This is a genomic window from Pseudomonas sp. PSB18 (assembly GCF_014596565.1).
GTDB lineage: Bacteria > Pseudomonadota > Gammaproteobacteria > Pseudomonadales > Pseudomonadaceae > Aquipseudomonas.
In genome coordinates this window covers 21,382-46,882 of the sequence record NZ_NOIN01000004.1, presented here as the reverse complement: position 1 = coordinate 46,882, position 25,501 = coordinate 21,382, and the positions used below count along the sequence as shown (strand labels likewise).

Here is a 25,501-nt window from a genome sequence, read left to right as displayed (position 1 = left end):
ATCACTTGGGACATCAAGCCTCGTGGGCCAGCTTGTGCTCCAGGTAATGGATGTTGACGCCGCCTTCGCAGAAGCCTTTGTCACGTACCAGATCGCGGTGCAGCGGGATGTTGGTCTTGATCCCGTCAACCACGATTTCTTCCAGCGCATTGCGCATGCGCGCCATGGCTTCGTCGCGGGTCGCCCCGTAGGTGATCAGCTTGCCGATCAACGAATCGTAGTTCGGCGGAACGGCATAACCGCTGTACAGGTGCGAGTCGACGCGAACGCCATTGCCGCCCGGTGCATGGAAGTGCTTGACCGTGCCTGGGCTTGGCATGAAGGTTTTCGGGTCTTCGGCGTTGATCCGGCATTCCAGCGCGTGACCGCGGATGACCACGTCATCCTGGGTGAACGACAGCTTGTTGCCGGCGGCGATGCTGAGCATCTCCTTGACGATGTCGATACCGGTGACCATTTCCGAAACCGGGTGCTCCACCTGAACACGGGTGTTCATTTCGATGAAGTAGAAGCGACCGTTCTCGTACAGGAACTCGAAGGTACCGGCACCGCGGTAGCCGATGTCGATGCAGGCCTTGACGCAACGAGCCAGGACTTCCTGGCGGGCCTTCTCGTCGATGCCCGGTGCCGGCGCTTCTTCGAGGACCTTCTGGTGACGACGTTGCAGCGAGCAATCGCGGTCGCCCAGATGGATGGCCTGGCCTTGACCGTCGGACAGCACCTGAACTTCGACGTGGCGTGGGTTGGTCAGGAATTTTTCCAGATAGACCATCGGGTTGCCGAACGCCGCGCCTGCTTCGGAGCGGGTCAGTTTCGCCGAGGAAATCAGGTCTTCTTCCTTGTGTACCACACGCATGCCGCGACCACCGCCGCCGCCGGCGGCCTTGATGATCACCGGGTAACCGACTTCGCGACCGATGCGCAGAGCGGTTTCTTCGTCTTCAGGCAGCGGGCCGTCGGAGCCCGGAACGGTCGGTACGCCGGCTGCGATCATGGCGTGCTTGGCCGACACCTTGTCGCCCATCAGGCGGATGGTCTCGGCTTTCGGGCCGATGAAGGCAAAACCGGAATTCTCGACCTGTTCGGCGAAGTCGGCGTTTTCCGCCAGGAACCCGTAGCCTGGGTGAATGGCGGTGGCGCCGGTCACTTCGGCAGCGGCAATGATCGCCGGGATGTGCAGGTAGGAGTGCGCGGCAGAAGCCGGGCCGATGCAGACGGATTCGTCCGCCAGGCCCAGGTGCATCAGCTCTTTGTCGGCCTTGGAGTAAACGGCGACGGTCTTGATGCCCATCTCTTTGCAGGCACGCAGGATCCGCAGAGCGATCTCACCGCGGTTCGCGATCAGGACTTTTTCCAGCTTCGCAGTCATCAAAGGCTCTCCGCGGTTCAAACGATGGTGAACAGCGGTTGGTCGTACTCAACCGGCTGGCCGTCTTCAACGAGGATGGACTCGATCACACCGCTGGTTTCAGCTTCGATGTGGTTCATCATCTTCATGGCTTCGACGATGCACAGGGTGTCGCCTTTCTTCACGGTCTGGCCCACTTCAACGAAGGACGGCGAGGTTGGCGAAGACTTGCGATAGAAGGTACCTACCATTGGCGAACGGGCCACAGTGCCGTTGAGTGCTGGCGCGGCGGCAGCGGCTGGAGCAGCAGCGGCGGCGGCAGGTGCGGCTGGCGCTGGTGCGGCGGCCGGAGCCTGCATCGGTGCCGGGGCGTAGAACTGCTGGGCTGGCGTCTTGCTGTGGCGGCTGATGCGTACGGACTCTTCGCCTTCCTTGATCTCGAGCTCGTCGATGCCGGACTCTTCCAGCAATTCGATCAGTTTCTTAACTTTACGGATATCCATGAATCATCAACTCCCAAGGGTCGGTCAGGGGCGTTTAACGCTTGTTGTTCAAGCTGTTGCCTGTTTTTCAAGCTGCTCTAGGGCGGCCTCCAGGGCCAGTCGGTAACCGCTGGCGCCAAGGCCGCAGATCACTCCCACCGCTACATCGGAGAAGTAGGAGTGATGGCGGAAAGGTTCGCGTTTGTGCACGTTGGACAAATGCACTTCGATGAATGGGATGCTCACCGCCAGCAGCGCGTCACGTAATGCGACACTTGTATGTGTAAAAGCTGCTGGATTGATCAAAATGAAGTCCACGCCTTCACCACGGGCGGCATGGATGCGGTCGATCAATTCATATTCGGCATTGCTTTGCAGGTAGAGCAAATGATGGCCGGTGGCGCGGGCTCGCTGCTCCAGGTCCTGGTTGATCTGGGCCAGTGTCACGGCCCCATAGACGCCCGGTTCACGGGTGCCCAGCAGGTTCAGGTTGGGTCCGTGCAGGACCAAAAGGGTCGCCATCGGCTGTTCCTTGTTATCTGTGAGCAGGTATCAGAACCCGGCGACTATGCCGCAAAGCCTTAATGACTGTCCAGTTCTCGGCAATAGCCAGCACGATGAGCGATGTTTGCGAAAAATTTGTGACCATGCCTAGAGATCCGGTCACCTATGTCGGCGCAGACCATCCTGAACCTGTGGGAGCGCCCCGGACGAGCCCGCTCGCGAAGACGTCGGCACATTCGACACTGATGCAAGCTGACCCACCGCCATCGCGAGCAGGCTCGCTCCCACACGGGGATTGTCGGTGGCAGTCAAACACGAAACGCCTGTACCGCCGTATGCAGGCGCCCACCCAGAACCAGCAGGTTTTCGCCCTGTTCCCGTCCCTGGCCGATACGCAGCAGGTTTTCCCCGCCCAATTGGTGAATCCGCTCGCTGTGATCGCGGATTTCGCTGACGGCGCCGCTCTGTTGGGCGGTGACTTCGGCGATGCGCATGGCGGTGTCGGCGATGGTCTGGATGGCATCGACGATTTTATCCAGCGCGCCGTCGGCCGCTTGGGCCTGGTTGGCAGTGGCTTCTGCGTGTTCGACTTGGGCGCGCATGCCATCGACTGATTGACGCGCGGCCAGTTGCAGACGAGCGATCAAGGCCTGGATTTCGGCCGTGGCCCCCGCCGTGCGTTGGGCCAGGGAGCGGACTTCCTCGGCCACCACCGCAAAACCTCGGCCCATCTCCCCGGCGCGGGCGGCTTCGATGGCCGCATTGAGAGCCAGCAGGTTGGTCTGGTCGGCAATCGAGCGAATCACCGTCAGCACGCCGCCGATGGTGGCCGACTCTTCGGCCAGTTGTTCGATCATCTGCGCGTTGCCTTGTACTTCGCCCACCAGCGCGTGCAGCCCGGTAAGACTCAGGCCGATGACTTTCTGCCCTTGTTCCACGGCATGCCCGGCGCTGCGGCTGGCGTCGGCGGCCTGGCTGGCGTCGCCGGCCACCTGCTGAATGGTCGCTTCAAGCTCGCCCAGGGAGTCGCGGATCAGCGCCGTGTCGTCGGCCTGATACTCCGCGCCACTGTGCATCTCCGCGCTGAGTTCGGCCAGGGCCCGGCTGCTGCCGGCGACCTGTTCGGCGTTCAGGTGAATGGTTCCCACCAGGTCCGCCAGATAGGCCCGCAGTCGATTGAGTGACGCTTCGATGTCTTGCAGTTCGCGGTTGCTGGCGCCTACATGGATATCACGGCTGAAGTCGCCTTCGGCCCAGGTCGACAGGGCCGGCGCCAGGTGTGTCAGGGTCCGGGCCAGGCGTCGTTGCCAGGTGTCGATAAGCAGTGCGATCAACAGGATCAAGCCGATCATCACACCCTGGATCAGACGGACCTCGCCCTGGATCTGTCCGTGTTGGGCACGCACCACAGGCTCCAGGGCATCGATCGCCTGTTGCACATCGGCGGTTTTCACATGGGTGGCGTTGCTCAGTTCGGTGCGTTTCTGGATCAGCTCGCGGGTGCGCGCCAGCTCCGCGGGGTAGCGTCCGAGCAGACTGTTGAGTTCGCGCTTGAGGGCGATACCGGCGTCTTCGGTGACGGCTTTTTCCTGATTTTCCAGGCCCATCAGCGCGGCGAAATCATCGCCAGCGGAATCGCTGCTGGTTGTTACGCCCAGCAGCGGCAGGCTGTCCAGTTGCCCGGCCTGCGCACGAATGCTTGCCACTTCCCGCTCGACATCGGCGGCCAATTCGCTGCGCCCGCTGCTGACCAGTTTGTCCCGCGCAAGAGACAGCCGGCCCAGATGTTGTGATGCACTGAACAACAAAGGCAGGTAACTCGGGGCGCCGTTGGCGTACCGGGCGAGCTGGTCCAGGTTGGCGCCCAGTTCACGTTCGGCTTGCAACAGCAAGGCCTGGGGATCGCCGGCCAGCTTGCCGGCGGCCAGCAGATCGGTCTTGCCGAAGTCATCCAGGCTCGACAGGCTCGGCCTGAGCGTGCGGGCCAGTTCCGGAGGAAATTGATCCAGTTCCTTTTGCAGGGTGTCGAGGGCTTGGCTGGCGGCGCTGAGGCGCAAGGCGTCGCCACTGGCCAGGTAGTCCTCGATGTTGCGCGCCACCTCGCCCTGGAATTGCCGTGACAGCCCCAGATAGCGCTCCATCAACAGGTAAGGACGTTCCAGGGCGGCCTGGGACCACCAGAGCGTGGCGCCCAGGCCCAGGCACACGGCCAATAACAGCAGGGTATTGAGGTTGGTCAACAGTTTCAGGCGCATCAAAGGTCTACCGGGGGCAGAATCGTAAGTGCCTGAATTTATTGCGCTGGAGTTACAGGTTTATGACCGAGTCAGTGGATTCCGATGAAAAAGTGGCACTTTGCCTCGCGCTCTGTACCCGGTTGCGACCGGCATGCTTGGCACGATACAGCGCTTCATCCGCCTCACTGGCCATCATCAGGCTGTCGGCGTCCTCGCTCATCTCCACCACGCCGGCACTGAACGTGCACCACAGATCATGGGGCTGGGCCGGGTAGTGGATTTCGGCAAAGCGTTGGCGGATTTCATCCAATACCGCGCAGGCGTCTTTGATATCGGTGTCGGGCATGACAATGGCGAACTCTTCGCCGCCGTAACGGCCGATGAAATCGGTCTTGCGCAGGCGCTGCTTGAGAAACAGCGCCAGGCTCTTGATCACCCGGTCGCCCATGGGGTGGCCGTGGCTGTCGTTGACCCGTTTGAAATGGTCGATGTCCAGCATGGCAAAGCTCAGGGGCTTGCCTTCGCGGCGGGCGCGGAAGCAGCAGTCCTCGAGCAGTTGCAGGATATGAGTGTGGTTGTACAGGCCGGTGAGGCTGTCGCGGACCATCCGCGCCTTGAGGTTGCGGGCCCGGGCCGCACGGTTGCGCACGGTGGTGATCAGGTGGCGGGGCTTGATCGGTTTGGTCAGGAAGTCATCGCCGCCCTCGCTCATGGCATCGAGCTGCTTGTCCAGGTCATCTTCGGCGGACAAGTAGATGATCGGTACGCTGACGTAGCGGTCATTGTGGCGGATTACCTTCGCCAGTTCCGTACCGGTGCAGGCGGGCATGTACATGTCGAGAATGATCAGGTCAGGCTGGAAATCGGCCAGCTCGGCCATGGCCTGGATCGGATCGATCAGTGTGCGGGTCACGATGCCGGCACTGTTGAGCAGGCGCTCGGTGTGCAGGGCCTGGGCGCGGGAGTCATCGATGATCAGCACTTTATAGGGTTCGTACTGGGCGACGCAGGTCAGCACCTCGATCTTTTCCAGCAGGCTCGAGGCCTCGAGGGTGCCGGTAAGGAACTCCTGCCCGCCGGCGCGCACGGCGGCCAGGCGTGTCGGGGTATCGGTTTCCAGCAGGCTGAAAAACAGCAGTGGCAAGGGCTGTTCCAGGCCTTGCTGGGCTTCGTCCGCCAGTTTCAGGCCGATGCCGGGGCCGCTGAAATCCACGTCCATGACAATCGCCGCCGGCAGGCGCTCGACCATCGAGGCGCGAAATGCCGCGACACTCTCCAACGCCTGGGCGCTGAGGCCGAAGAACTCCAGCTGCTTGGCAAGGCGCTCGGCGCGGTCATGGTCTTGCAGCAACACGTAGATGGGTTTGCGCAACGGCGGCAGGAAAGTCTGTTCGAGCTGGTCCCCATGGCGCAGGCCGGTACGGGACAGGCGCTGCATCAGGCGATTGATTTCGGTGATCAGATGGCTGCTCAGCCGTCCGCGATTGGCGTCCACGGCTTGCAGTGACTGGCTGATGCCCTGGGCCAGCTGGGAATGCTCCGGCTGTTCGAAGCGCTCGGCGAAGCGCAGCAGGCGCAGATTGGCTTCACTGAGCTCCGACAGATCGGTGCTGGACCATTCACTGCGTTGCAAGCGCTGCCATATCTCCAGGATCTGACGAGCCTGATGAATTACCCGCTGGGCAAAGTGGTGCTTGAGGCGCTCACGGCTGGGGTCTTCTGGCTCGGTCATTATCCTGACTACTTAGTTAGATACATGCTGAGGTCGACTGGTGGCTCTATGCTAGCATCTCTTTTCATACGCATGAGTGTCATACGTCAATAAACTACCCAGCAGCGACATTCAGTTTGTGACCGGTCGGTTTCGTAGGCCGATGGCCGCGCTTCCTTTATAGTTGCCATCCGACTGTCTTGCCTGGGCCAGCATGATTTGCGCAGGATTTATCGCGTTTCAAATCAGGCACGATGGCGTAGGGTTGTGGTCGAACCGTGAACTCAAGTGATTGAAGGGACATCACCATGCTGGACTGGAAAAACCGCGCGGGCAGCGCACCTGAACGTGCCGCCGAGCCGAAATCGGCCACTCGCAGCTACCTGGGTGGGCTGTTTTTCAGCCGCGCGCTGGCCACGCTGATCGGCTTGTATCTGCTGGTGACCATCGCCATCGGCTGGTACTGGAGCCAGGAGCCCGCCCTGTTTCCCGTGCAGCAGAATGCCCAGGCGGCGGCCGAGAGAGACGGCCGGCAAATGGTGGTCGGCTACACCACCGTCGAGACCCTCAAGACCGTGGCCGGGACCTTGCTGACCAAGCCGGGCGGCTACATTTCCAACGACCGTTTTCCGCCAGGCCTGTGGATGGACAACATGCCGAGCTGGGAGTACGGCGTGCTGGTGCAGGTCCGCGACCTGAGTCGTGCCTTGCGCAAGGACTTCGCCCGCTCCCAATCCCAGTCCGCCGAGGACGCCGACCTGGCCAAGGCCGAGCCGCGGTTCAACTTCGATAACCGCAGCTGGGTGCTGCCCTCCAGCGAGTCGGAGTACCAGGAAGGCATCAATTCCCTGAGCCGCTATCAGGCGCGCCTGTCCGATCCTGCCCAGAAAAGCGCGTTGTTCTACGCCCGCGCCGACAACCTGAACAACTGGCTGGGCGACGTCGGTACTCGCCTGGGTTCGCTGTCCCAGCGTCTGTCGGCCAGTGTCGGCCGGGTCAAGCTCAACACCTCGCTGAAAACCGAAGTCCCGGCTCCGGGCCAGGTACCGCAGGTGGATGAAGAGGTGGTCGAGACCCCGTGGTTGCAGATCGACAACGTGTTCTACGAAGCGCGTGGCCAGGCCTGGGCCCTGTCCCACTTGTTGCGCGCCATTGAGGTGGACTTCGCCGATGTGCTGGCGAAGAAGAACGCCACGGTCAGCGTGCGGCAGATCATTCGTGAGCTGGAGGCCTCCCAGGAACCGGTCTGGAGCCCGATGATCCTCAATGGCAGCGGCTTCGGTGTATTGGCGAACCATTCCCTGGTCATGGCCAACTACATCTCCCGGGCCAACGCGGCGGTGATCGACTTGCGGCAATTGCTGAACCAGGGCTGATTCATGAGCGAAAGTCCCCGGGAGGCCGCTCACCGTGTGGCCTCGGATGCCGAGCTGATCGCTTGGGTCGATGAACACGACAACCTGCTCGGCAGCCTGGTGCGTTCGGACCTGCGCGAGCGTGGCCTGATCGGGCGTGGCACCTACATCATGCTGTTCAACTCGGCGGGTGAGTTGTGTGTCCACCGGCGAACCCTGAGCAAGGCGATCTACCCGGGCTTCTGGGACGTGGCGGCGGGCGGGATGGTGCTGGCCGACGAGACCTACGCCGAGTCGGCGGCCCGGGAACTGGAAGAGGAACTGGGCGTGAGCGGGGTGCCCCTCATCGCCCATGACCACTTTTACTTCGAAGACCCCGGCAGTCGCCTGTGGTGTTCGGCGTTTTCGGCGGTGTGGGACGGGCCACTGGTGCTGCAGCCCGAAGAGGTGCTCGAAGCGCGCTTCATGCCGATCAAACAGGTACTGGATGAAATCCGGCACAAGCCTTATTGCCCGGACTCGTTGGCGGCGCTCGAGCGTTATCTGCGTGGTGTCGCAAAGAAGCTGTAAATTGGCGCGGATTGGCCCTTAGCAAGTCGGCTTTTTGCCGTTACACTGCGCGACTTTTCAAGCTGAACCGACGTCTGCGGTCCAGTAGCGCTGCCCCTGCCTGAGTGGGGCTTCGCGGTCGAGGCACTCTCCCCGACCAGTCTTTGTCCTCCCGAGAGGATTGCCGGTGGCCAAAAAAGCCGCATCCTTCGCCGCCCTGGGCGGCCTGGTATTTTCTACCGACGCCGGTCGTCATTGCCCTGATTGCCGTCAGCCGGTGGATGCCTGCATCTGCAAACAGACCGTCATCCCTGCCGGCGACGGTGTTGCCCGTGTGCGCCGTGAAAGCAAGGGGCGCGGCGGCAAGACGGTGACCACGATCACCGGCGTGCCGTTGGCCGAAGACGCGCTCAAGGAACTGGCCACCACGTTGAAGAAACGCTGTGGCACCGGTGGCGCGTTGAAGGACGGCGTCATCGAGATCCAGGGTGATCACGTCGAGCTGTTGCTGGCGGAACTGGTCAAGCACGGTTTCAAGGCAAAAAAATCCGGCGGCTAGCAGCCTCTGTGAAAACCACTCCGGCTTGATCCGAACCCGATGTTCGAGGTCGCCCATAGGGTTTTCACAGAGCCTGTTCTGAACGGGTTTCTAAACTCAGCGCTGCAGCCAGGGTCTACCCTGCTTGCAGGCAAATCGTCATTTCCATTCTCTAGACTGCGCCAGCCTCCGACCGGATGGTGCATTTTGACTTCTTTAATAGGGGACTTCGATGTCCGTACGACGCACACGCAAAGACGATGGCAGCCAATGGACAGTTGCGGACAGCCGCAGTGTTTACGGGATTCGCCATTGGGGGGCCGGGTATTTCGCGATCAATGACGCCGGTCGCGTCGAAGTTCGTCCGAACGGTCCCGACAGTTCGCCCATCGATCTGTTCGAACAGGTCGATCAGTTGCGCCAGAGCGGTCTGTCGTTGCCCTTGCTGGTGCGCTTCCCCGACATCCTGCAAGACCGTGTGCGCCAGCTCACCGGCGCATTCGACAGCAACATCGCGCGCCTGGAGTACCAGAGCCAATACACCGCGCTCTACCCGATCAAGGTCAACCAGCAGGAAGCGGTGATCGAGAACATCATCGCCACCCAGAACGTCTCCATCGGCCTGGAAGCCGGCTCCAAGCCCGAGCTGCTGGCGGTGCTGGCCCTGGCGCCGAAGGGCGGCACCATTGTCTGCAACGGTTACAAGGACCGTGAGTTCATTCGTCTGGCGCTGATGGGCCAGAAGCTGGGCCACAACGTGTTCATCGTGATCGAGAAGGAATCCGAAGTCGGCCTGGTGATCGAAGAGGCTGCTTCGCTCAAGGTCAAGCCACAGGTTGGCCTGCGGGTGCGCCTGTCGTCCCTGGCGTCGAGCAAATGGGCCGACACCGGTGGCGAGAAGTCCAAGTTCGGCTTGTCCGCCGCGCAGTTGCTGTCGGTGGTCGAGCGCTTCCGCGCTGCCGGCCTGGACCAGGGCATTCGCCTGCTGCACTTCCACATGGGCTCGCAGATCGCCAACCTGGCGGACTACCAGCACGGCTTCAAGGAAGCGATCCGTTACTACGGCGAACTGCGCAACCTCGGCCTGCCGGTGGATCACATCGACGTCGGCGGTGGCCTGGGCGTGGACTACGACGGTACACATTCGCGCAACGCCAGTTCGATCAACTACGACATGGACGATTACGCCGGTGTCGTGGTCGGTATGCTCAAGGAGTTCTGCGATGCCCAGAGCCTGCCGCATCCGCACATCTTTTCGGAAAGCGGTCGCTCCCTGACCGCGCACCACGCGATGCTGGTGGTGCAGGTGACCGACGTGGAGCGGCACGTCGACGACATGCCAGTGATCGACAACAAGCAGGAACTGCCGGAAACCGTGCAGTGGCTGGTTGACCTGCTGGGTCCGACCGATATCGAGATGGTCACCGAAACCTACTGGCGCGCCACCCACTACATGAGCGACGTGGCCACCCAGTATGCCGACGGCAAGCTGACCCTGGCGGAAAAAGCCCTGGCCGAGCAGTGCTACTTCGCCGTGTGCCGTCGCCTGCACAACTCGTTGAAGGCCCGCCAGCGTTCCCATCGCCAGGTGCTGGATGAACTCAACGACAAGCTCGCCGACAAGTACATCTGCAACTTCTCGGTGTTCCAGAGCCTGCCGGACACCTGGGCCATCGGCCAGGTGCTGCCGATCCTGCCGCTGCATCGTCTCGACGAGGAGCCGATGCGCCGCGCCGTGCTGCAAGACCTGACCTGCGACTCCGACGGCAAGATCAAGCAGTACGTCGACGAGCAGAGCATCGAGACCAGCCTGCCGGTCCATGCGCTCAATCCCGGCGAGGACTACCTGCTGGGGATCTTCCTGGTCGGTGCCTACCAGGAAATCCTTGGCGACATGCACAACCTGTTCGGTGACACCGATTCGGTGAACATCTACCAGAATGCCGACGGTAGCGTGTACCACGCCGGTATCGAGACCCACGACACCATTGAAGACATGCTGCGCTACGTGCACCTGTCGCCGGAGGAGTTGATGACCCATTACCGCGACAAATGTGCCAGCGCCCGTATCAGCGCCGCCGAGCGCACCCAGTTCCTCGACGCCCTGCGCCTGGGGTTGACGCGTTCGTCGTACTTGTCGTCCTGAGGCACGGATGAGGGCCGGTTGAACACGGGGCTCTGTAGCTAATGCCAGTCAGTTAAGGATCAAGCGGTACAAACCCTGTGGGAGCAAAGCTTGCTCGCGATAGCGACAGATCAGCCAACATTGTCGCTGACAGACTTACTGCAATCGCGAGCAAGCTTTGCTCCCACAGGTGTGTGGCTTGACTGAACGGCATCAGGGCTCTGTGGCAGCTCTTTGATCGATCGGCATTGTCCTCCGGGTCTGTCAGAAAATTCACCGTACATCGCGGGTTTTTTCGGATAGTTCTGGAGGGCATTTTTATTTGCGCCGCTGTTAATTCCGAGCGCTGGGTCATTTCCTCAATACTGTCCTCATTTCATGTAGTCCCTTTCCTAACTTGTACTTGGGCTCTCTACTCCGCCATGGCTCTCAGCGAGAATCCCCGGCCGCCCCTCCTGTAGAGATACGCCGATGTCCGATCCAGTCAACGAGTCATCATTTCGTCTGGAGATAGCCGGTCTGCCCGAACCCTTTGTCGTGTCGGCCTTCCTGGGTAGCGAAGCCATCAGCGAACCTTTTGCCTATGAGCTGGAGTTGTCGCCCGGCACTACGCCGCCGGACCTGGCGGGCCTGTTATACCGCAACGTCTGGTTGAGTTTCGGGGCGTCGGGCGGGGGCATCCACGGGCAGCTCCACGCGCTTGTGCAGCACCGTCCCGACACCGGCTGTCGCCTGCGTATCGGGCCGAAGCTGGCCTGCCTCGCGCAACGCTTCAGCCAGCGGGTGCTGAGTGATTGCACGGTGCCGCAGATTATCCGCCAGGTACTCAAGGGCCATGGCATCGGCGGCCGCCAGCTGTGCCTGGATTTGAAGGGGGAGTATCCCCCGCAGGATTTCTGTACCCAGTACCGCGAGTCGGATCTGCAATTTCTCCAGCGGGTGTGTGCCCAGGCCGGCATCCACTTCTATTTCGAACAGGCTCGGAACGGGCACTGCCTGGTGTTCGCCGACAATGCGGGCGGCTTTTCTCCGGTCGACGAGGCTGTCTACGGGACGGCTCCGGGTGTTCAGGCTTTCAGTGTGCAAACCACGGCCTCGGGGGAACAGGTCGCCCAAGGCAGCAGTGACCTGATGGGGCTGTACAGTGGGCAGGTACTGTCGCTGACGGCCCATCCTTTTAGCGATTGGAACCAGCGTTGGCTGCTGACGAAGGTGGAACATCGCGCTGATGCCTGGGGGTATGGCAACCATTTCCAGGCCGTTCCCTGGGGGTTGCCGTTCGTGGCGACCGGGCTCCCCGCCAAGCCGCGCATGGCGGGTCGGCAGCGTGGTTGGGTGGTGGAAGTGGGCGAGCCGGCGTTGCAGATGACCGGGCGGGTGGCGGTGCAGCTCGATTGGGTTTATCAGGGCGAGGGGGCCACCCCCAGTCATTGTTGGCTGCCGTTGGCGCCCGAGCTGGCCGCCTGCGCGATGGGCACTTTCCGGGCGGGCACCGAGGTGTTGGTGAGTTTTTGCGAGGGCGACCCGGATCGTCCCATGATCAGCGCGCTCCTTGATATGCCGGCGGCTGTCGAACTGGCCGATGCGGCGCCCTTGGACTCGACAATCCACGAAACCCCCAGGCCGTCCGAAGCCGATCCGGCGTTGTTATCCGCGATTCAGGCGGCCGAGCCGCTGGTGTTGCTCTGCCTGCTGCCCGGAGGTGGCAGCTTCAATGCCTGTGACCAACCAATATGCACCTGCCGGCTGGTTACGCGACGCAACGCGGGTGCCGCGCCATGAGCGCTGCAACCTTGTCCGGATCAACGCCGCAATGGCTGCTGCTCGACCTACCCGGTGTCCCCGAGGCGGCGCTGCGCCTACAAGAGCAGTTTGCCGAAGCGCAGTGCTTTGCCTTGTTCGAAGACACCGAATGGCATGGGATCAGGGAGCACGGTCCGCTGCTGGTGGATTTGCAGCAATCGCCAGCGCTGGCCAGCTTGTGTCATGTCGACGCGGGTGCCTGGCCGGGACTGCTGTTGGTGAGCGAATCGCCGGCTGCGCAGTTGCTGGCGCATTTGCGACGCATGCTGACGGTGACCCTGGGCCCTCACTACAAGGCGCTGTTGAGTTATTACAACCCCCACACCGCCAGCTATTTCTTCGACGGCTGCGATCCCGGGGAACTCAGTTGCTGGCTGGGGCCCATTCGCCTGCTGCGCTGGTTCGGCGGCACCTGGGCCGACCGGGCCATCGGCAGCCAGGGCTGGCAGCAACTGTCCAACCCGGGGCTGCCCGTGGCGCCGCTGGAGAACGAGCACAGCCTCAGCGACCGACAACAGCACAAGTTGCAGCAATGCCTGCTGGAGCGCCATGCCTGGCATTGGGCCCGTGCCACCGGGCGTGATTATCGCGCGCTCTGGGACTGCCTGGACCAAGGCTTGACGCTGGGTTTTACCGAACGGGAAGTCCTCGACGGCTGGTTGTGGCTGCGCCTGCAATATCCCGACGCCCGACCAACGCCAGCGTTGACCGGCGGTTCCCAGCGCGAGCGGCTCGAGCACCTGCGGCGGTTGTGGCAAGGCGATGAAGAATAAAGCATCACTCAGCGCGGACTGCGAGCCAGCGGTCCTGCCGATCCAGGTGCCAGGCGAAACCACCAAGGGTCAGGCTGCGCAACGCCATGAACAACAGGAAGGTGATCCACAGCCCATGGTTGCCCAGCCCTTGTAGCGCCCAGGCAAAAGGCAGCACCAGCAACAGGGTCAGTAACATGCCGTTGCGCATCTCCCGGGCGCGGGTGGCCCCGATGAACAAGCCATCGAGCACATAGCTCCAGACTGCGATCAGCGGCAGGGCGGCGAGATAAGGCAGGTAGCGGTACGCGGTGTCGCGCACGTCGGGGATGTCGGTCTGCATATCGATGAACAGGTGCCCGGCGAGCAGGAACAACAGCGCAAACCCGATGCTTGCAATCAGCGACCAACCGCAGGCCACCACCAATGAGCGGCGCAGCGCCAGGCGGTCGTGGGCGCCAATGGCGTGGCCGCACAACGCTTCGACGGCATGGGCGAGGCCGTCAAGGGCATGGGCCGTCAGCAACAGACCGTTGAGCAGCAGTGCGTTGGCTGCAACGGTTGCGTCCCCCAGGCGCGCGCCTTGCACGGTGATCAGGAAAAACACCGATTGCAGTGCCAGGCTGCGAATGAAAATGTCCCGGTTCACCGCCAACAGCGGCCGCCAGCTCTGCCATAGACCCAGGGTCGCCCAGACAATCCGTCCGGGCCAGGCCCGTAGGGTTTTGTGGGCCAGGGCCAGGCCCACCAGCGCCCCGGTCCACTCGGCGATCACCGAGGCCCGGGCCGAGCCGGCCACGCCCCAGTCCAGGCCAAGTACGAACCACAGGTTCAGGGCGATGTTCACCAGATTGGTGGTGAGCAAAATCGCCAACGGTGCCCGGGCATTCTGGGCCCCGAGAAACCAGCCCACCAGCGCATAACTGGCCAGCGCCGCCGGAAGACCGAAGAGCCGTGTGTAGAAGAAGTCCCGGGTCAACTGGTTGAGCTCGGCGGACGGCTGCATGAAATGCAACGCTACGTTACTCAATGGCACCCCGACGATTCCGAGCGCCACAGCCAACCCTATCGCCAGCAACAGGCCTTGCAGCAACACTTGCCGCAACGCCGCGCCATCACCGCGCCCGGCCGCCTGGGCCGCGAACCCGGTGGTGCCCATGCGCAGGAACCCCACGGCCCAGGCCAGCACCGTATACAAACTCGCCCCGACCGCCACCGCGCCCAACTGATGGGCATGGGGCAAATGGCCGATGACGGTGCTGTCCACCAACGCCACCAGCGGCACGGAAATGTTCGAAAGAATCATCGGCGCAGCCAACGCCCAGACCCGACGATGGGTGAGACGGTCGCGCCAGTCGGCGAGCAGGTTGGACATGGGGGCTCCTTGGTGGAGCGCAATTGTAGCGGGTTCTCTGAGTGATCGTTTCCAGTACGTGCCGAACACGCGGGATGTTCCGAATTCATTGTGGCGAGGGGATTTATCCCCGCTCGGCTGCGCAGCAGTCGTAAACTCGGCTGACGCGGTTTACCTGATGCGCCGCAGAGCCTGGTTTTGGGGCTGCTGTGCAGCCCAGCGGGGATAAATCCCCTCGCCACAAAGGTGATGTGTTGTTTCGGTTAGCGTGGGTCGACGTTGTCCAGCGCCCGGTTGGCCAGTAAGCCGCTCAGTTCGATCAACTGCTGGATGCCCAGGGACGCGAGCCGTCGAGGTCGAAGGCCAGATCAGCGGCCATGGCGTTGGCCGAGGCCAGGGTTTCGCTGAGGTTGGCGAGTAGGCATTCGGTGTCGATGCCGTTTGCAACGGTGAACAGTGGGTCTGACTTGGTTTCAGGCGGTTCGGGCTTGAGGTAGAAGTCGAGGGCGCGTTTGGCGGCGTTGTCGAAGGATGTTGAGTCGGTGGGATCGGTGGTCGGTGGGTTGGGGGTTACCTTGAACATGGTGAAACTCCTTGATGAGTGGAGCCGTCATCCGTCGCTGCTAAACGAGGTGGGTGGCAGCTATACGCGGGTTAGCAGACCAGGCATCAAGGAACCCGGCGCACCGAAGTGCCCCACGCATAGCCGCCATAGTGCTGACAATCCGATGCGGATTGACTGTTCCGATGGCGACACTGGCGTGCCTTGATGTTATCCGAGCTGCTAAACCCGATCGCTGATTTGTCAGCGACGGGGAAACAATAAAACCCGGCCCCAAGGCGCACAAGCCGGCGGATTCTGGCGTAGTTGTAGGCAGCGGCGCAAGGCGGTGTAGCCGGGACCTACACCTGAAGGAATGGAATAAACAGAGGGCTTTTGTGGCGAGGGGATTTATCCCCGCGGGGCTCTGTAGGAGCTGTCGAGCGAAGCGAGGCTGCGATCTTTCCTCTGCCACTTGAGTTTCGAGTGAAAGATCAAAAGATCGCAGCCTCGTTTCACTCGACAGCTCCTACGCGAGCGGGGATAAATCCCCTCGCCACAATGTCCGGCGTGGTACTTGTGGTGAGAGCAATTTCAGTCTTAGTTAATGATCCAACTCAACAACCACAGCCCCAACACCAGCCAGATAATCCCCAGCACAATCGACGCGCGCATGAAGGCGCGGATTGCCGAGTACAGCAGCATCAGCCCGAGGATCAGCGCGATGATGCTGATGATCGAGGTGTCCATGCCCAGCGCCCGGGACAGGCCGTCGACAAAGTTGCCGCCGGCGTTGGCCAGGGTGTTGAACAGGCCGCTCAGCAGGTCGACGATGAAACGGATTATCGAGCCGAGTGCCTGGCCGAGCCATTCGAAAAAGCTTTCTACCTGCATGTTTGCATCCTGATGGAAGAGAATCGAGTCGAGCCTTGGGTTCCTGATTGTAGGAGCTGTTGGCGCCGCGATCGTTCGATTATGAGGCAAATTGCCGCTTCGTATCGAGACGCTTGCCTTCCCCTGTCATCCCCCGGAAGCTATGGGCATCCAGGAGAGCCCGATGAACCTTGTTGAACTGACTGAACGCCTGCACGCCATTCGTGATCGCAACGATTGGCGGCCATTCCACAGCCCGAAGAACCTCGCCATGGCCGCCAGTGTAGAGATGGCCGAGCTGGTGGAGATTTTCCAGTGGTTGACCGAGGACCAGTCGCGCCAGCTGCCGGCCGACAAACTCGCCCACGCCGGGCAGGAGGTCGGTGACATCGTCTTGTACCTGTTGCTGCTGTGCAGCGAATTGGGGTTGGACATGGATGCGGTGGTACGCAGCAAACTGGCGGACAGCGAGCGGCGGTTCGGCCAATGAGCGACCGTCATTTCGATCAGCTGGCCACGCGCTTTGCCGAAAAAATCTATGGTGGGGCCAAGGGCGCGATCCGCCTGGCGGTGCTCCAGGCCGATCTGCTCGAAGTATTGCCGGAGCGCCCGTTGCGTGTGCTCGACATCGGCGCCGGCCTGGGCCATATGTCGTTGTGGCTGGCCGAGCGCGGCCACCACGTCACCCTGGCGGAACCGGCCGCGCCCATGCTCGAAGGTGCCCGCCAACGGTTTGTCGATGCCGGCCAGGAGGCCACCTTCATCCAGGCGCCATGGCAGGAGTTACTAGGCCAGCTCACCGAACCTTACGACCTGGTGCTGTGTCACGCGGTGCTGGAATGGCTGGCCGAGCCTCACACGATCCTGCCGGTGCTGCATCAACTTACGGCGCCCGGCGGCTGGCTGTCGCTGGCGTTCTACAACCGTGACGCGCTGGTTTATCGCAACTTGCTCAAGGGGCATTTCCGCAAGCTGCGCAACAACGACATGGCCGGTGAAAAACAGAGCCTGACGCCGCAACAACCCCTTGATCCGCGCGAGTTGGCGGCGCAACTTGAGGGGGTGTGGCAGGTCGAAAGCCAGAGTGGCGTGCGGGTTTTTCACGACTACATGCCGGTAGAGTTCCAGAGCCGGGTAGAGCTGGCGCAGTTGCTGGACATGGAACTGGCCCACCGTCGCCATCCCGCGTTTGCCGGGCTGGGACGTTATCTGCACTGGATCTGCCGTCCCCTCTGATCGGAGAGCGAAATGCAAGGCCGTACAGGGTTACTGATGTTATGTCTGGGGCTGGCGGCCTGCCAGGGTCCCAACCCCTATGTCGCTACCTCCAGGCCGCTGCCGCCGGCCCCGCCCGAGGCCGCCACGGTGTTCGACCGCAGTGCCTACCCGGCAGCCCCTCGTGACTATGGGCGCTATCGCAGTTGGGCCTGGCTCAACGGACGCCTGCCGGCGGGTACCGCGTGGGCGGACTCGGCTCAGGTGGCCGAGGCGGTGAGCAACGCCCTGGACCAGCGCGGCCTGCGTCCGCTGCATGACAACCGACCGGCCGACCTGTTCGTCAGCGCCGACCTGCGACTGGAGACCCGCCTGCGCCAGGTTCGGGAAGATTATGATTCGGGCTACTACGGCGGCTACAACCGCTACGGTCCTGGCTACGGCATGTACAACACCGTGCCGGTCGTGCGCACGTATCAGGAGCAGGTCGTGGTGGTTCGCGTCGACCTGTTCGACGCCCGCAATGGCCAACCGGTATGGAGTGCCAGCGCCGAGACCTCTCAGCGCGGCAGGCCGGGCGATAACACCGACGCCATTCGTGAGGCGGTGGAGAAAGCCATGTCGGCCTATCCGCCCAGTTGATTACGCAACAGGAGAAGCGTGATGTTCCGTCGTCTTGCTCTACTGGGCTTTGCCCTGCTGCTCAGCGCCTGTGCGACCAACCAGGTCAATCATGATTTCGATACCAGCCGCGACTTTGCGGCCTATCGAAGCTGGAGCTGGAAAGAACCGGCGTTGCAGTACCGTCCCGATGATCCGCGGATCAGGAGTGACCTGACCGAACAGCGGATCCGTCAGGCCGTGGCCGATCAACTCGACCAGCGCGGCCTGCGCCCTGCCGCCGGTGGGCGCGGCGATGTCCTGGTCCAGGCCTACCTGATCGTCGAGGATCGCCAGCAACAAGTGACCACCAACTATGGCGGCGGCTGGGGCGGGCCCTGGAATGGTTACTGGGGCGGGCCGATGTACAACGAAACCCGCAACGTCAGCTACAAGGTCGCCACGGTGCAGATCGACTTGCTCGATGGCAAGGACGGCAAGCTGGTCTGGCGCGGCAGCGATGAGCAACTGCTCAGCAGCTCGCCCAACCCTGCTGATCGCGACAACGCGGTGCGCGAGACGGTCGGGCGTATCCTGTCCAACTATCCGCCGCGGTGACCACCGCTATCGCGAGCCTGCTCGCGATGACGGCGGCCCATTCGACATAAGTGCAGGCTGACCCACCGACTGGCTCAGGCAATCGGCCGCCAGCTCCCTATCATGTGTTCCAGATCTCCGGACCCCACCAACCGCAAATCCCCACTGGACCCCGCCGCGCTCGCCAGCAAGGTCACTTCGCTGGGCAGGCGTACCGGCTTCTTGAAGGTCACCGCGATTTCGAGGTTGGCTTCGGGCAAGTGATCGTCCAGTGCCGCCAGGGTCCGGGCTTTGTTCCACAGGCCATGGGCGATGGCAGTGGGGAAGCCGAACATTCGCGCACTGATGGCACTCAGGTGGATCGGGTTGTAGTCGCCGGACACCTTGGCGTATTGCCGGCCGATGTCCGCAGGGGCTGTCCAGCGCGTGACTTCGGTCAACGCCGGAGTCATCTGCGGTGGTGGCTCTACCAGCGCCCCGTCAAGCTGCACGCCTTTGCAGAGCATCTCGCTCTCGGCTTCCCACAACGGCCCCAGTTGATCCTCGATACGGGTCACGAGGTTGAACACCGCGCCCTTGGGGTGAGGCTGCAACTGCTCGACATTGACACTGGCCCGTACCTGGCTGACGCCGCCCATGGGGCGGAGCACGCGGATGCGGTTGCTCAAGTGGATCAACCCCAGCAGCGGAAACGGGAAGTCCCGGGCAGTGAGCAATTGCATCTGCAGGGCGAACGCCAGCACATGGGGATAGGTCGGTGGCAGCAGACCGTTGTCGACAAAACCACAGACCTTGCGATAAGCCGCCAGGCGCTGCTGATCCACCTGGAGCATCTGGCGCAACCCAGTCTCCGGCAAGGTCTTGCCGGTGATCTTGCGACGTGTCGCGGCCTTCGCGTAGAGCCCCGACATACTCGGCGTACTGCTGACCTCATGCCATTGGATCGTCATGGTCAGGCTCCCAAAAGGCTTTGTCCGCAGACCCGCAGCGCCTGCCCGGTGACCGCCCCGGTGCCCGGCTGCGCGAGCCAGGCCACGGCTTCGGCGACGTCCTGGGGCAGGCCACCCTGGCCCAGTGAGCTCATGCGCCGTCCGGCTTCGCGCAGGGCGAAAGGGATCTCGGCGGTCATGCGGGTCTCGATGAAGCCGGGGGCCACGGCGTTGATGCTGATGCCTCGCTCCTGCAACAGCGGCGCCCAGGCCTGGGCCAGGCCGATCAACCCGGCCTTGCTCGCGGCATAGTTGGTCTGGCCGCGATTGCCGGCGATGCCGCTGATCGAAGCCAATAGAACAACCCGGCCATTGTCCCGCAGGGTGCCGCTGTCGAGCAGGGCCTTGGTCAGCACCTGGGGGGCGTTGAGGTTGACCGCCAGCACCGCGTCCCAGAATTCCGGCGTCATGTTGGCGAGGGTCTTGTCCCGGGTGATGCCGGCGTTATGCACCACTATGTCGACGCCGTCCGGCAGGTGTTCGATCAACTGGCTTGCAGCGTCTTCGGCGCAGATGTCCAGGGTCACGGCGCGCCCGCCCAGGCGTGCGGCGAGGGCGTCGAGATCGGCCTTGGCCTGGGGGACGTCCAGCAGGATCACGTCGGCGCCGTCACGGGCCAGGGTTTCGGCGATGGAGGCGCCAATCCCGCGGGCCGCGCCGGTGACCAGTGCCTTGAGCCCGGTGAGCGGTCGTGTCCAGTCCTGGACCTGGGTCTGGCAGGCATTGAGGCGAATGACCTGCCCGGAAACGAAGGCACTCTTGGGCGACAGGAAGAACCGCAGGGCTCCCTCCAGCTGGGTTTCGGCGCCGTCACCGACGTACAACAGTTGCAACGTGCCGCCATGGCGCAGCTCCTTGGCCAGGGAGCGACTGAAACCCTCCAGCGCTCGCTGGGCACTGGCGGCGAAGGGATCCGTGAGACTTTCCGGGGCGCGACCGAGGATGACCACATGGGCGCTGCGGTCGAGATTTTTCATCAGTGGTTGGAAAAATTCCCGCAGTTGCTTGAGCTGGTCGGCCTGGGCCAGATGGCTGGCGTCGTACACCACAGCCTTGATTTTCGGGCCGTGGCCGGGGATCCACTCGGTGGCCAGGGTCGGTTCGGCGCCGTAGACGAAGATCGCGTCGGTCAGGCGCTTGGCGAACGTGCCGATCGGTTCGATCAGCGGCCCGCCGCCCAGCAGCAGCGCGCCCTCGATTGGTCGTAGCCGCCCGGCCTGCCAGCGTTCCAGACGAACCGGCGATGGTAGGCCAAGGGCTCCGACCAGGCGCAGGCCAATGGGCGAATTGGCGAAGTCGATATAACGGTCAGACATGGAACGTACTCCGGCGGATGAGCTCCCAAGTGTGGACCACGATCGGCAATCAGTCGTTCGATTGGCGAGATAAAGCCTAAGCTTGTGCGCAGACAATATTGGTTTTCGGGACCATCAGCGCATTGGAACCTACTCGGGGAGTTCTTCATGACACAGCTACGCCGCGTCGCGATCATCGGTGGTAACCGCATTCCTTTCGCCCGTTCCAACGGGGCTTATGCCACTGCCAGCAACCAGGCACTGCTGACGGCTGCCCTCGAGGGCCTGATCGAGCGCTACAACCTGCATGGCCTGCACATCGGCGAAGTGGCCGCCGGCGCGGTGCTCAAGCATTCCCGGGAGATGAACCTGAGCCGTGAATGCGTGCTCGGCTCGCGGCTGTCACCCACCACCCCGGCCTATGACGTGCAACAGGCCTGCGGCACGGGGCTGGAGACCGTGCTGCTGGTGGCCAACAAGATTGCCCTGGGCCAGATCGACAGCGCGATAGCCGGCGGCGTGGACACCACCTCGGACGCGCCCATCGCCGTCAACGAAGGACTGCGCCGGATCCTGCTGCAAGCCAATCGTGCCAAGACCACCGCCGAAAAACTCAAGGTATTCCTGCAACTGCGCCCCCAACACCTGGTCCCCGAACTGCCGCGCATCAATGAGCCGCGCACCGGCCTGAACATGGGGCAGCACTGCGAGTTGATGGCCCAGACCTGGCAGATTCCCCGGGAGGAACAGGACCAACTGGCCCTGGAAAGTCATCAGAAAATGGCGGCGTCCTACGCCGAAGGCTGGCAGAACGATCTGATGACACCGTTCCTCGGCCTGACCCGGGACAACAACCTGCGCCCGGACCTGACCCTGGAGAAGCTCGCTTCGCTCAAACCGGCCTTCGAAAAAAGCGCCAAGGGCACAATGACCGCAGGCAACTCCACGCCACTGACCGACGGCGCTTCGTTGGTGTTGCTGGGCAGTGAGGAATGGGCCAAGGCGCGAGGGTTGCCGATCCTGGCGTACCTGCGGGACGGCCAGACCGCTGCGGTGGATTTCGTCAATGGTGCCGAAGGACTGCTGATGGCGCCGGTCTATGCCGTGCCCCGGTTGTTGGCGCGCAACGGGCTGACGCTGCAGGACTTCGATTACTACGAGATCCACGAGGCCTTCGCCGCCCAGGTGCTATGCACGCTCAAAGCCTGGGAGGATGCGGACTACTGCAAGACCCGCCTGGGCCTCGACGCGCCATTGGGCGCCATCGATCGCAGCCGGTTGAACGTGAAAGGCAGCTCCCTGGCCGCCGGTCACCCGTTTGCCGCCACGGGTGGGCGTATCGTTGCCAATCTCGCCAAGTTGCTCGACGCCGCAGGGCGGGGCCGGGGGCTGATTTCCATCTGCGCGGCCGCCGGCCAAGGTGTGACGGCGATTATCGAGCGTTGAGCAGCGTTTCGTCCTGCCGGGTGACCGACGCTCGCCGGCGGCTGGCGTAACGTTCGGCCAGGATCGAGCAGACGATCAACTGCATCGGGTGGTAGATCATGATCGGCAGCAGAATCAGCCCCAGGCCAGGGTTGTTGCCGAAGATCAGCGCCGCCATCGGCACCCCGGCGGCGAGGGATTTCTTGCTGGCACAGAACACCGCGGCGATTTCATCGGCATTGTTGAAGTGCAGGGTTCGAGCGGTGCGGGTGGTCATCCAGAGGATGATTGCCAGCAGCACGGCACTGCCGAGTACGGCACTGAGCAGCACGCCGTTGCCTTGCTGTTGCCAGATGCCGGACACCATGGAGTTGCAGAACGCTGCGTAGACCAGCAGCAGGATCACCAGCTTGTCGATGATGCTGGTGTAGCGTTTGTAGCGGCCGAAAAAACCGGCCAGCCAGCGCCGCAGAAACTGCCCGAGTACCAGCGGCAGCAGCAACATCAGGCACAGATCGAGCAAGGTCGAACCCAGGTCGATACCGCCATCGCCGCGACCGACCACCAGACTGACCAGCAGCGGCGTCAGGAACACCCCCAACACGCTGGACAGGCTCGCGTTGAGAATCGCCGCCGGCACGTTACCCCCTGCACTGCCGGTGAGGGCCACCGAGGAGGAAATGGTCGAGGGCAGGGCGCACAGGTAAAAGAACCCCAGCATCAGCAGTGACGGCACATGACTGCCCAGCAGCTTGTTGCTGGCGAGCCAGATCAAGGGGAACACGCCGAAGGTAAACACCTGCACCATCAAGTGCAGCCGGGTGTTCTTCAGGCCGTGCCGGATCTGCTCGCCGGACAGGTTGACCCCGTGCAGGAAAAACACCACGAAGATGCCGATATTGACGACCCACTCGGCATGCATGGCGCCGCCGGTGGCACCAAAGCCCGGGAAGAAATACGCCAGCAATGTGGCGAGCAACATGCCGCACAGGAACCAGTCGGTCACCATGCGCTTGAGGTGTCTGAAAATAGCCATAGGGCACCGCAGGTTGTCAGAAGAGGTGACTTAGCCTAACGTCGGCCCTGACAGTCGTCTTGCGACATAAGGCCAATCAATGCCGACTAACGGACACCTGCAGCTCGAACGTCGTATTCCCGACCTGGCGCAACTGCCCAGGCCGTTGTATGCCCGTGTCGAAAGCTTGAGCGCCGGTTCGTGGACCCAAGCCCATCGGCATGACTGGGTGCAGTTTTCCTACGCGATCAGTGGCGTTCTCGGCGTGCACACCGCCGCCGGCAGTTTTTTCGCGCCGCCACAGTGGGGGATCTGGATCCCGGCCGACCTGGAGCATCAGGTCGTGACATCGATGCGGGCGGAAATGCGCAGCTTGTATATCCACCGCGACAGTTGCCCATGGGCCGATGATCGCTGCCGGGTGCTGGAGGTCACGCCGCTGGCCCGGGAATTGATCAAGGCGTTTTGTCAGTGGCCGGCCGATTATCCCCAGGGTGATACGCGAGAGGCACGGCTGGTGCAGGTATTGCTGGATCAGTTGGCGCTGTTGCCGGAAGTGGGCTTCTCCCTGCCGTTGCCACGGCATGACCGGCTGCTGGGGTTGTGTAACGAATTGATCGAACAACCTGAGCGCAACGTTACCCTGCAAATGTGGGCCGAGCGAATGGGTACATCGGAAAAAACCCTGATGCGCCTGTTCCAACGTGAAACCGGCTTGAGCTTTCGTGCCTGGCGTCAGCGCATGCGGCTGCTGTCCTCCCTGAGATTGCTGGAGGAGGGCGATAGCGTGACCGGCGCGGCGTTGTCGTGTGGGTACGATTCCACGTCGGCGTTTATCGCGGCGTTCAAGGGGATGTTCGGGTGTACGCCGGGGGAGTTGTTCAAGCCCTGAATCCGCTCACCGGATTTCAGTTCGTCGTAAATTTTGTCGCAAATACAGGCGCATCCAAATGCCAACGGCGTCGCGGCTGTCAGCTATGATTCGGCTTGGTCGATTATCGGCACAGTGTGTGCATCGAAGGTTCATAGGTCGGCAACCCCTCCCCGTGGAGGAAGGATTGCCGTATAACGGCTGTCATTCGCGTGTTTGGTCATAAAGGACCCAGAATAAAAGCTGATGAAGACTCCAAAACGCATTGAACCCCTGATCGAAGACGGTCTGGTCGACGAAGTGCTGCGCCCTCTCATGAGTGGTAAAGAAGCAGCTGTTTATGTGGTGCGCAGCGGCAATGAGCTGCGTTGCGCCAAGGTCTACAAGGAGGCGAACAAGCGAAGTTTTCGTCAGGCGGCCGAGTATCAGGAAGGCCGCAAGGTCCGCAACAGTCGCCAGGCTCGCGCCATGGCGAAGGGCTCGAAGTTCGGGCGCAAGGAAACCGAGGATGCCTGGCAGAACGCCGAAGTGGCGGCGCTGTTCCGCCTGGCCAACGCGGGTGTGCGTGTGCCCAAGCCGTACGACTTCCTCGAGGGCGTGCTGCTGATGGAGCTGGTGGCCGACGAGTATGGCGATGCGGCGCCGCGCCTGAACGATGTGGTGCTGGAGCCGGATCAGGCCCGTGAATACCACGCGTTCCTGATCTCCCAGATCGTGCTGATGCTGTGTACCGGTCTGGTGCACGGAGACCTGTCGGAGTTCAACGTGCTGCTCACGCCGACAGGGCCGGTGATCATCGATCTGCCACAGGCCGTGGATGCCGCCGGTAACAACCATGCCTTCAGCATGCTGGAGCGGGACGTGGGCAACATGGCGTCCTACTTCGGCCGGTTTGCACCGGAGCTCAAGCGCACCCGGTATGCGAAGGAGATGTGGGCTCTGTATGAGGCTGGCACCTTGCACCCGGCCAGCGCGCTGACCGGTGAGTTCGACGAGCCGGAGGAGCTGGCGGATGTCGGCGGGATCATGCGCGAAATCGAGGCCGCTCGCCTCGACGAGGAACGTCGCCAGGCCGTACGCGCGGCGGACGACGCTCCCCCCGGCAAAACCGAAGAACCGCCTCCGCCCTGGATGCAATGACCCGAAACCCGGCCTTGGCCGGGTTTTTTGTGAGCAGATCTCGGGCGAGCACGCCATCGATGCTCACCACCAACCCCCTGTGGGAGCGAGCCTGCTCGCGATAGCGGTGGGTCAGCTTGCATGGGTGTTGAATGTGCCGCCGTCTTCGCGAGCAGGCTCGCTCCCACCCTGGTCTGGGGGGA

Annotated in this window: 23 protein-coding genes and 1 pseudogene; 13 read left to right on the top strand and 11 right to left on the bottom strand. The window is 62.5% G+C overall.

The genetic code is table 11. From position 1 onward, the window contains the following. Positions 1-13 precede the first annotated feature (13 nt). The 5 genes from accC to CGA22_RS11235 form a co-directional block, all read right to left on the bottom strand. Complete coding sequence (gene accC / locus CGA22_RS11255; protein ID WP_024781402.1) at positions 14-1,369, bottom strand: acetyl-CoA carboxylase biotin carboxylase subunit; 1,356 nt, start codon at positions 1,367-1,369, stop codon at positions 14-16. A 17-nt stretch (positions 1,370-1,386) separates the two neighbouring features. Beyond that, positions 1,387-1,851, bottom strand: coding sequence for an acetyl-CoA carboxylase biotin carboxyl carrier protein (gene accB, locus CGA22_RS11250; protein WP_041022523.1), 465 nt, complete (start codon positions 1,849-1,851; stop codon positions 1,387-1,389). A 48-nt stretch (positions 1,852-1,899) separates the two neighbouring features. Continuing rightward, the gene (aroQ, locus tag CGA22_RS11245; protein ID WP_041022524.1) at positions 1,900-2,352 is read right to left on the bottom strand and encodes a type II 3-dehydroquinate dehydratase; all 453 of its coding nucleotides are present in this window, start codon (positions 2,350-2,352) and stop codon (positions 1,900-1,902) included. A 290-nt stretch (positions 2,353-2,642) separates the two neighbouring features. Further along, a complete protein-coding gene (locus tag CGA22_RS27435) occupies positions 2,643-3,410 on the bottom strand; it encodes a methyl-accepting chemotaxis protein (protein WP_411157116.1) in 768 nt (255 codons plus the stop codon). Positions 3,411-4,641: 1,231 nt separating this feature from the next. Then, positions 4,642-6,303 (bottom strand): diguanylate cyclase, encoded by a 1,662-nt coding sequence (locus CGA22_RS11235; protein WP_041022526.1) that lies wholly within the window; start codon positions 6,301-6,303, stop codon positions 4,642-4,644. Between the two features lie 287 nt (positions 6,304-6,590). On the opposite strand from CGA22_RS11235, the gene CGA22_RS11230 reads away from it, so the two are divergent. The 6 genes from CGA22_RS11230 to CGA22_RS11205 all read left to right on the top strand — a co-directional run bounded on the left by CGA22_RS11230 (position 6,591) and on the right by CGA22_RS11205 (position 13,425). Continuing rightward, positions 6,591-7,658, top strand: coding sequence for a DUF2333 family protein (locus CGA22_RS11230; protein WP_041022527.1), 1,068 nt, complete (start codon positions 6,591-6,593; stop codon positions 7,656-7,658). A gap of 3 nt (positions 7,659-7,661) precedes the next feature. Continuing rightward, complete coding sequence (locus CGA22_RS11225; protein WP_041022528.1) at positions 7,662-8,207, top strand: NUDIX hydrolase; 546 nt, start codon at positions 7,662-7,664, stop codon at positions 8,205-8,207. Between the two features lie 166 nt (positions 8,208-8,373). Continuing rightward, positions 8,374-8,745 (top strand): translation initiation factor Sui1, encoded by a 372-nt coding sequence (locus CGA22_RS11220; RefSeq protein ID WP_041022529.1) that lies wholly within the window; start codon positions 8,374-8,376, stop codon positions 8,743-8,745. Between the two features lie 211 nt (positions 8,746-8,956). Next, positions 8,957-10,870 (top strand): arginine decarboxylase, encoded by a 1,914-nt coding sequence (speA, locus tag CGA22_RS11215; RefSeq protein ID WP_041022530.1) that lies wholly within the window; start codon positions 8,957-8,959, stop codon positions 10,868-10,870. A 450-nt stretch (positions 10,871-11,320) separates the two neighbouring features. Then, positions 11,321-12,631: a type VI secretion system Vgr family protein gene (locus CGA22_RS11210; protein ID WP_041022531.1), complete on the top strand. Its 1,311-nt coding sequence runs from the start codon at positions 11,321-11,323 to the stop codon at positions 12,629-12,631. Continuing rightward, positions 12,628-13,425, top strand: coding sequence for a DUF4123 domain-containing protein (locus CGA22_RS11205; RefSeq protein ID WP_041022563.1), 798 nt, complete (start codon positions 12,628-12,630; stop codon positions 13,423-13,425). The genes CGA22_RS11210 and CGA22_RS11205 overlap by 4 nt, the downstream gene beginning before the upstream one ends. Before the next feature lie 4 nt (positions 13,426-13,429). Here CGA22_RS11205 and CGA22_RS11200 read toward each other — a convergent pair whose 3' ends face one another. The 3 genes and pseudogenes from CGA22_RS11200 to CGA22_RS11190 all read right to left on the bottom strand — a co-directional run bounded on the left by CGA22_RS11200 (position 13,430) and on the right by CGA22_RS11190 (position 16,193). Further along, a complete protein-coding gene (locus CGA22_RS11200) occupies positions 13,430-14,779 on the bottom strand; it encodes an MATE family efflux transporter (protein WP_041022532.1) in 1,350 nt (449 codons plus the stop codon). Positions 14,780-15,021: 242 nt separating this feature from the next. Then, positions 15,022-15,341, bottom strand: a pseudogene (locus tag CGA22_RS11195) (DUF6124 family protein). 558 nt (positions 15,342-15,899) lie between these two features. Continuing rightward, a complete protein-coding gene (locus CGA22_RS11190) occupies positions 15,900-16,193 on the bottom strand; it encodes a hypothetical protein (RefSeq protein WP_041022533.1) in 294 nt (97 codons plus the stop codon). A 163-nt stretch (positions 16,194-16,356) separates the two neighbouring features. Here CGA22_RS11190 and CGA22_RS11185 point away from each other — a divergent pair, with 163 nt between their 5' ends. From CGA22_RS11185 to CGA22_RS11170, 4 genes are read left to right on the top strand one after another with little or no spacing between them, the layout of a single operon-like run. Continuing rightward, positions 16,357-16,662 carry a MazG-like family protein gene (locus tag CGA22_RS11185; RefSeq protein ID WP_024780720.1) on the top strand — a complete coding sequence of 102 codons (306 nt, stop codon included), beginning with the start codon at positions 16,357-16,359 and terminating at the stop codon, positions 16,660-16,662. Continuing rightward, complete coding sequence (locus CGA22_RS11180; RefSeq protein ID WP_041022534.1) at positions 16,659-17,408, top strand: methyltransferase domain-containing protein; 750 nt, start codon at positions 16,659-16,661, stop codon at positions 17,406-17,408. The genes CGA22_RS11185 and CGA22_RS11180 overlap by 4 nt, the downstream gene beginning before the upstream one ends. Positions 17,409-17,420: 12 nt before the next feature. Further along, positions 17,421-18,029, top strand: coding sequence for a DUF4136 domain-containing protein (locus CGA22_RS11175; RefSeq protein WP_041022535.1), 609 nt, complete (start codon positions 17,421-17,423; stop codon positions 18,027-18,029). A gap of 21 nt (positions 18,030-18,050) precedes the next feature. Next, a complete protein-coding gene (locus CGA22_RS11170) occupies positions 18,051-18,605 on the top strand; it encodes a DUF4136 domain-containing protein (RefSeq protein WP_041022536.1) in 555 nt (184 codons plus the stop codon). A 74-nt stretch (positions 18,606-18,679) separates the two neighbouring features. Here CGA22_RS11170 and CGA22_RS11165 read toward each other — a convergent pair whose 3' ends face one another. Further along, complete coding sequence (locus tag CGA22_RS11165; RefSeq protein ID WP_041022537.1) at positions 18,680-19,534, bottom strand: MaoC/PaaZ C-terminal domain-containing protein; 855 nt, start codon at positions 19,532-19,534, stop codon at positions 18,680-18,682. A gap of 2 nt (positions 19,535-19,536) precedes the next feature. After that, complete coding sequence (locus CGA22_RS11160; RefSeq protein WP_041022538.1) at positions 19,537-20,889, bottom strand: 3-oxoacyl-ACP reductase; 1,353 nt, start codon at positions 20,887-20,889, stop codon at positions 19,537-19,539. 147 nt (positions 20,890-21,036) lie between these two features. Here CGA22_RS11160 and CGA22_RS11155 point away from each other — a divergent pair, with 147 nt between their 5' ends. After that, the gene (locus CGA22_RS11155) at positions 21,037-22,314 is read left to right on the top strand and encodes an acetyl-CoA C-acetyltransferase (RefSeq protein ID WP_041022539.1); all 1,278 of its coding nucleotides are present in this window, start codon (positions 21,037-21,039) and stop codon (positions 22,312-22,314) included. Here the strand turns inward: CGA22_RS11155 and CGA22_RS11150 are convergent. Further along, entirely contained in the window at positions 22,301-23,329 is a 1,029-nt protein-coding gene (locus CGA22_RS11150) for a bile acid:sodium symporter family protein (RefSeq protein WP_041022540.1), read from the bottom strand. The two genes, CGA22_RS11155 and CGA22_RS11150, sit on opposite strands and share 14 nt — an antisense overlap. Before the next feature lie 79 nt (positions 23,330-23,408). Here CGA22_RS11150 and CGA22_RS11145 point away from each other — a divergent pair, with 79 nt between their 5' ends. Beyond that, positions 23,409-24,200 (top strand): AraC family transcriptional regulator, encoded by a 792-nt coding sequence (locus tag CGA22_RS11145; protein ID WP_041022541.1) that lies wholly within the window; start codon positions 23,409-23,411, stop codon positions 24,198-24,200. A gap of 225 nt (positions 24,201-24,425) precedes the next feature. Further along, the gene (locus tag CGA22_RS11140) at positions 24,426-25,319 is read left to right on the top strand and encodes a PA4780 family RIO1-like protein kinase (protein WP_041022542.1); all 894 of its coding nucleotides are present in this window, start codon (positions 24,426-24,428) and stop codon (positions 25,317-25,319) included. Positions 25,320-25,501 lie beyond the last annotated feature (182 nt).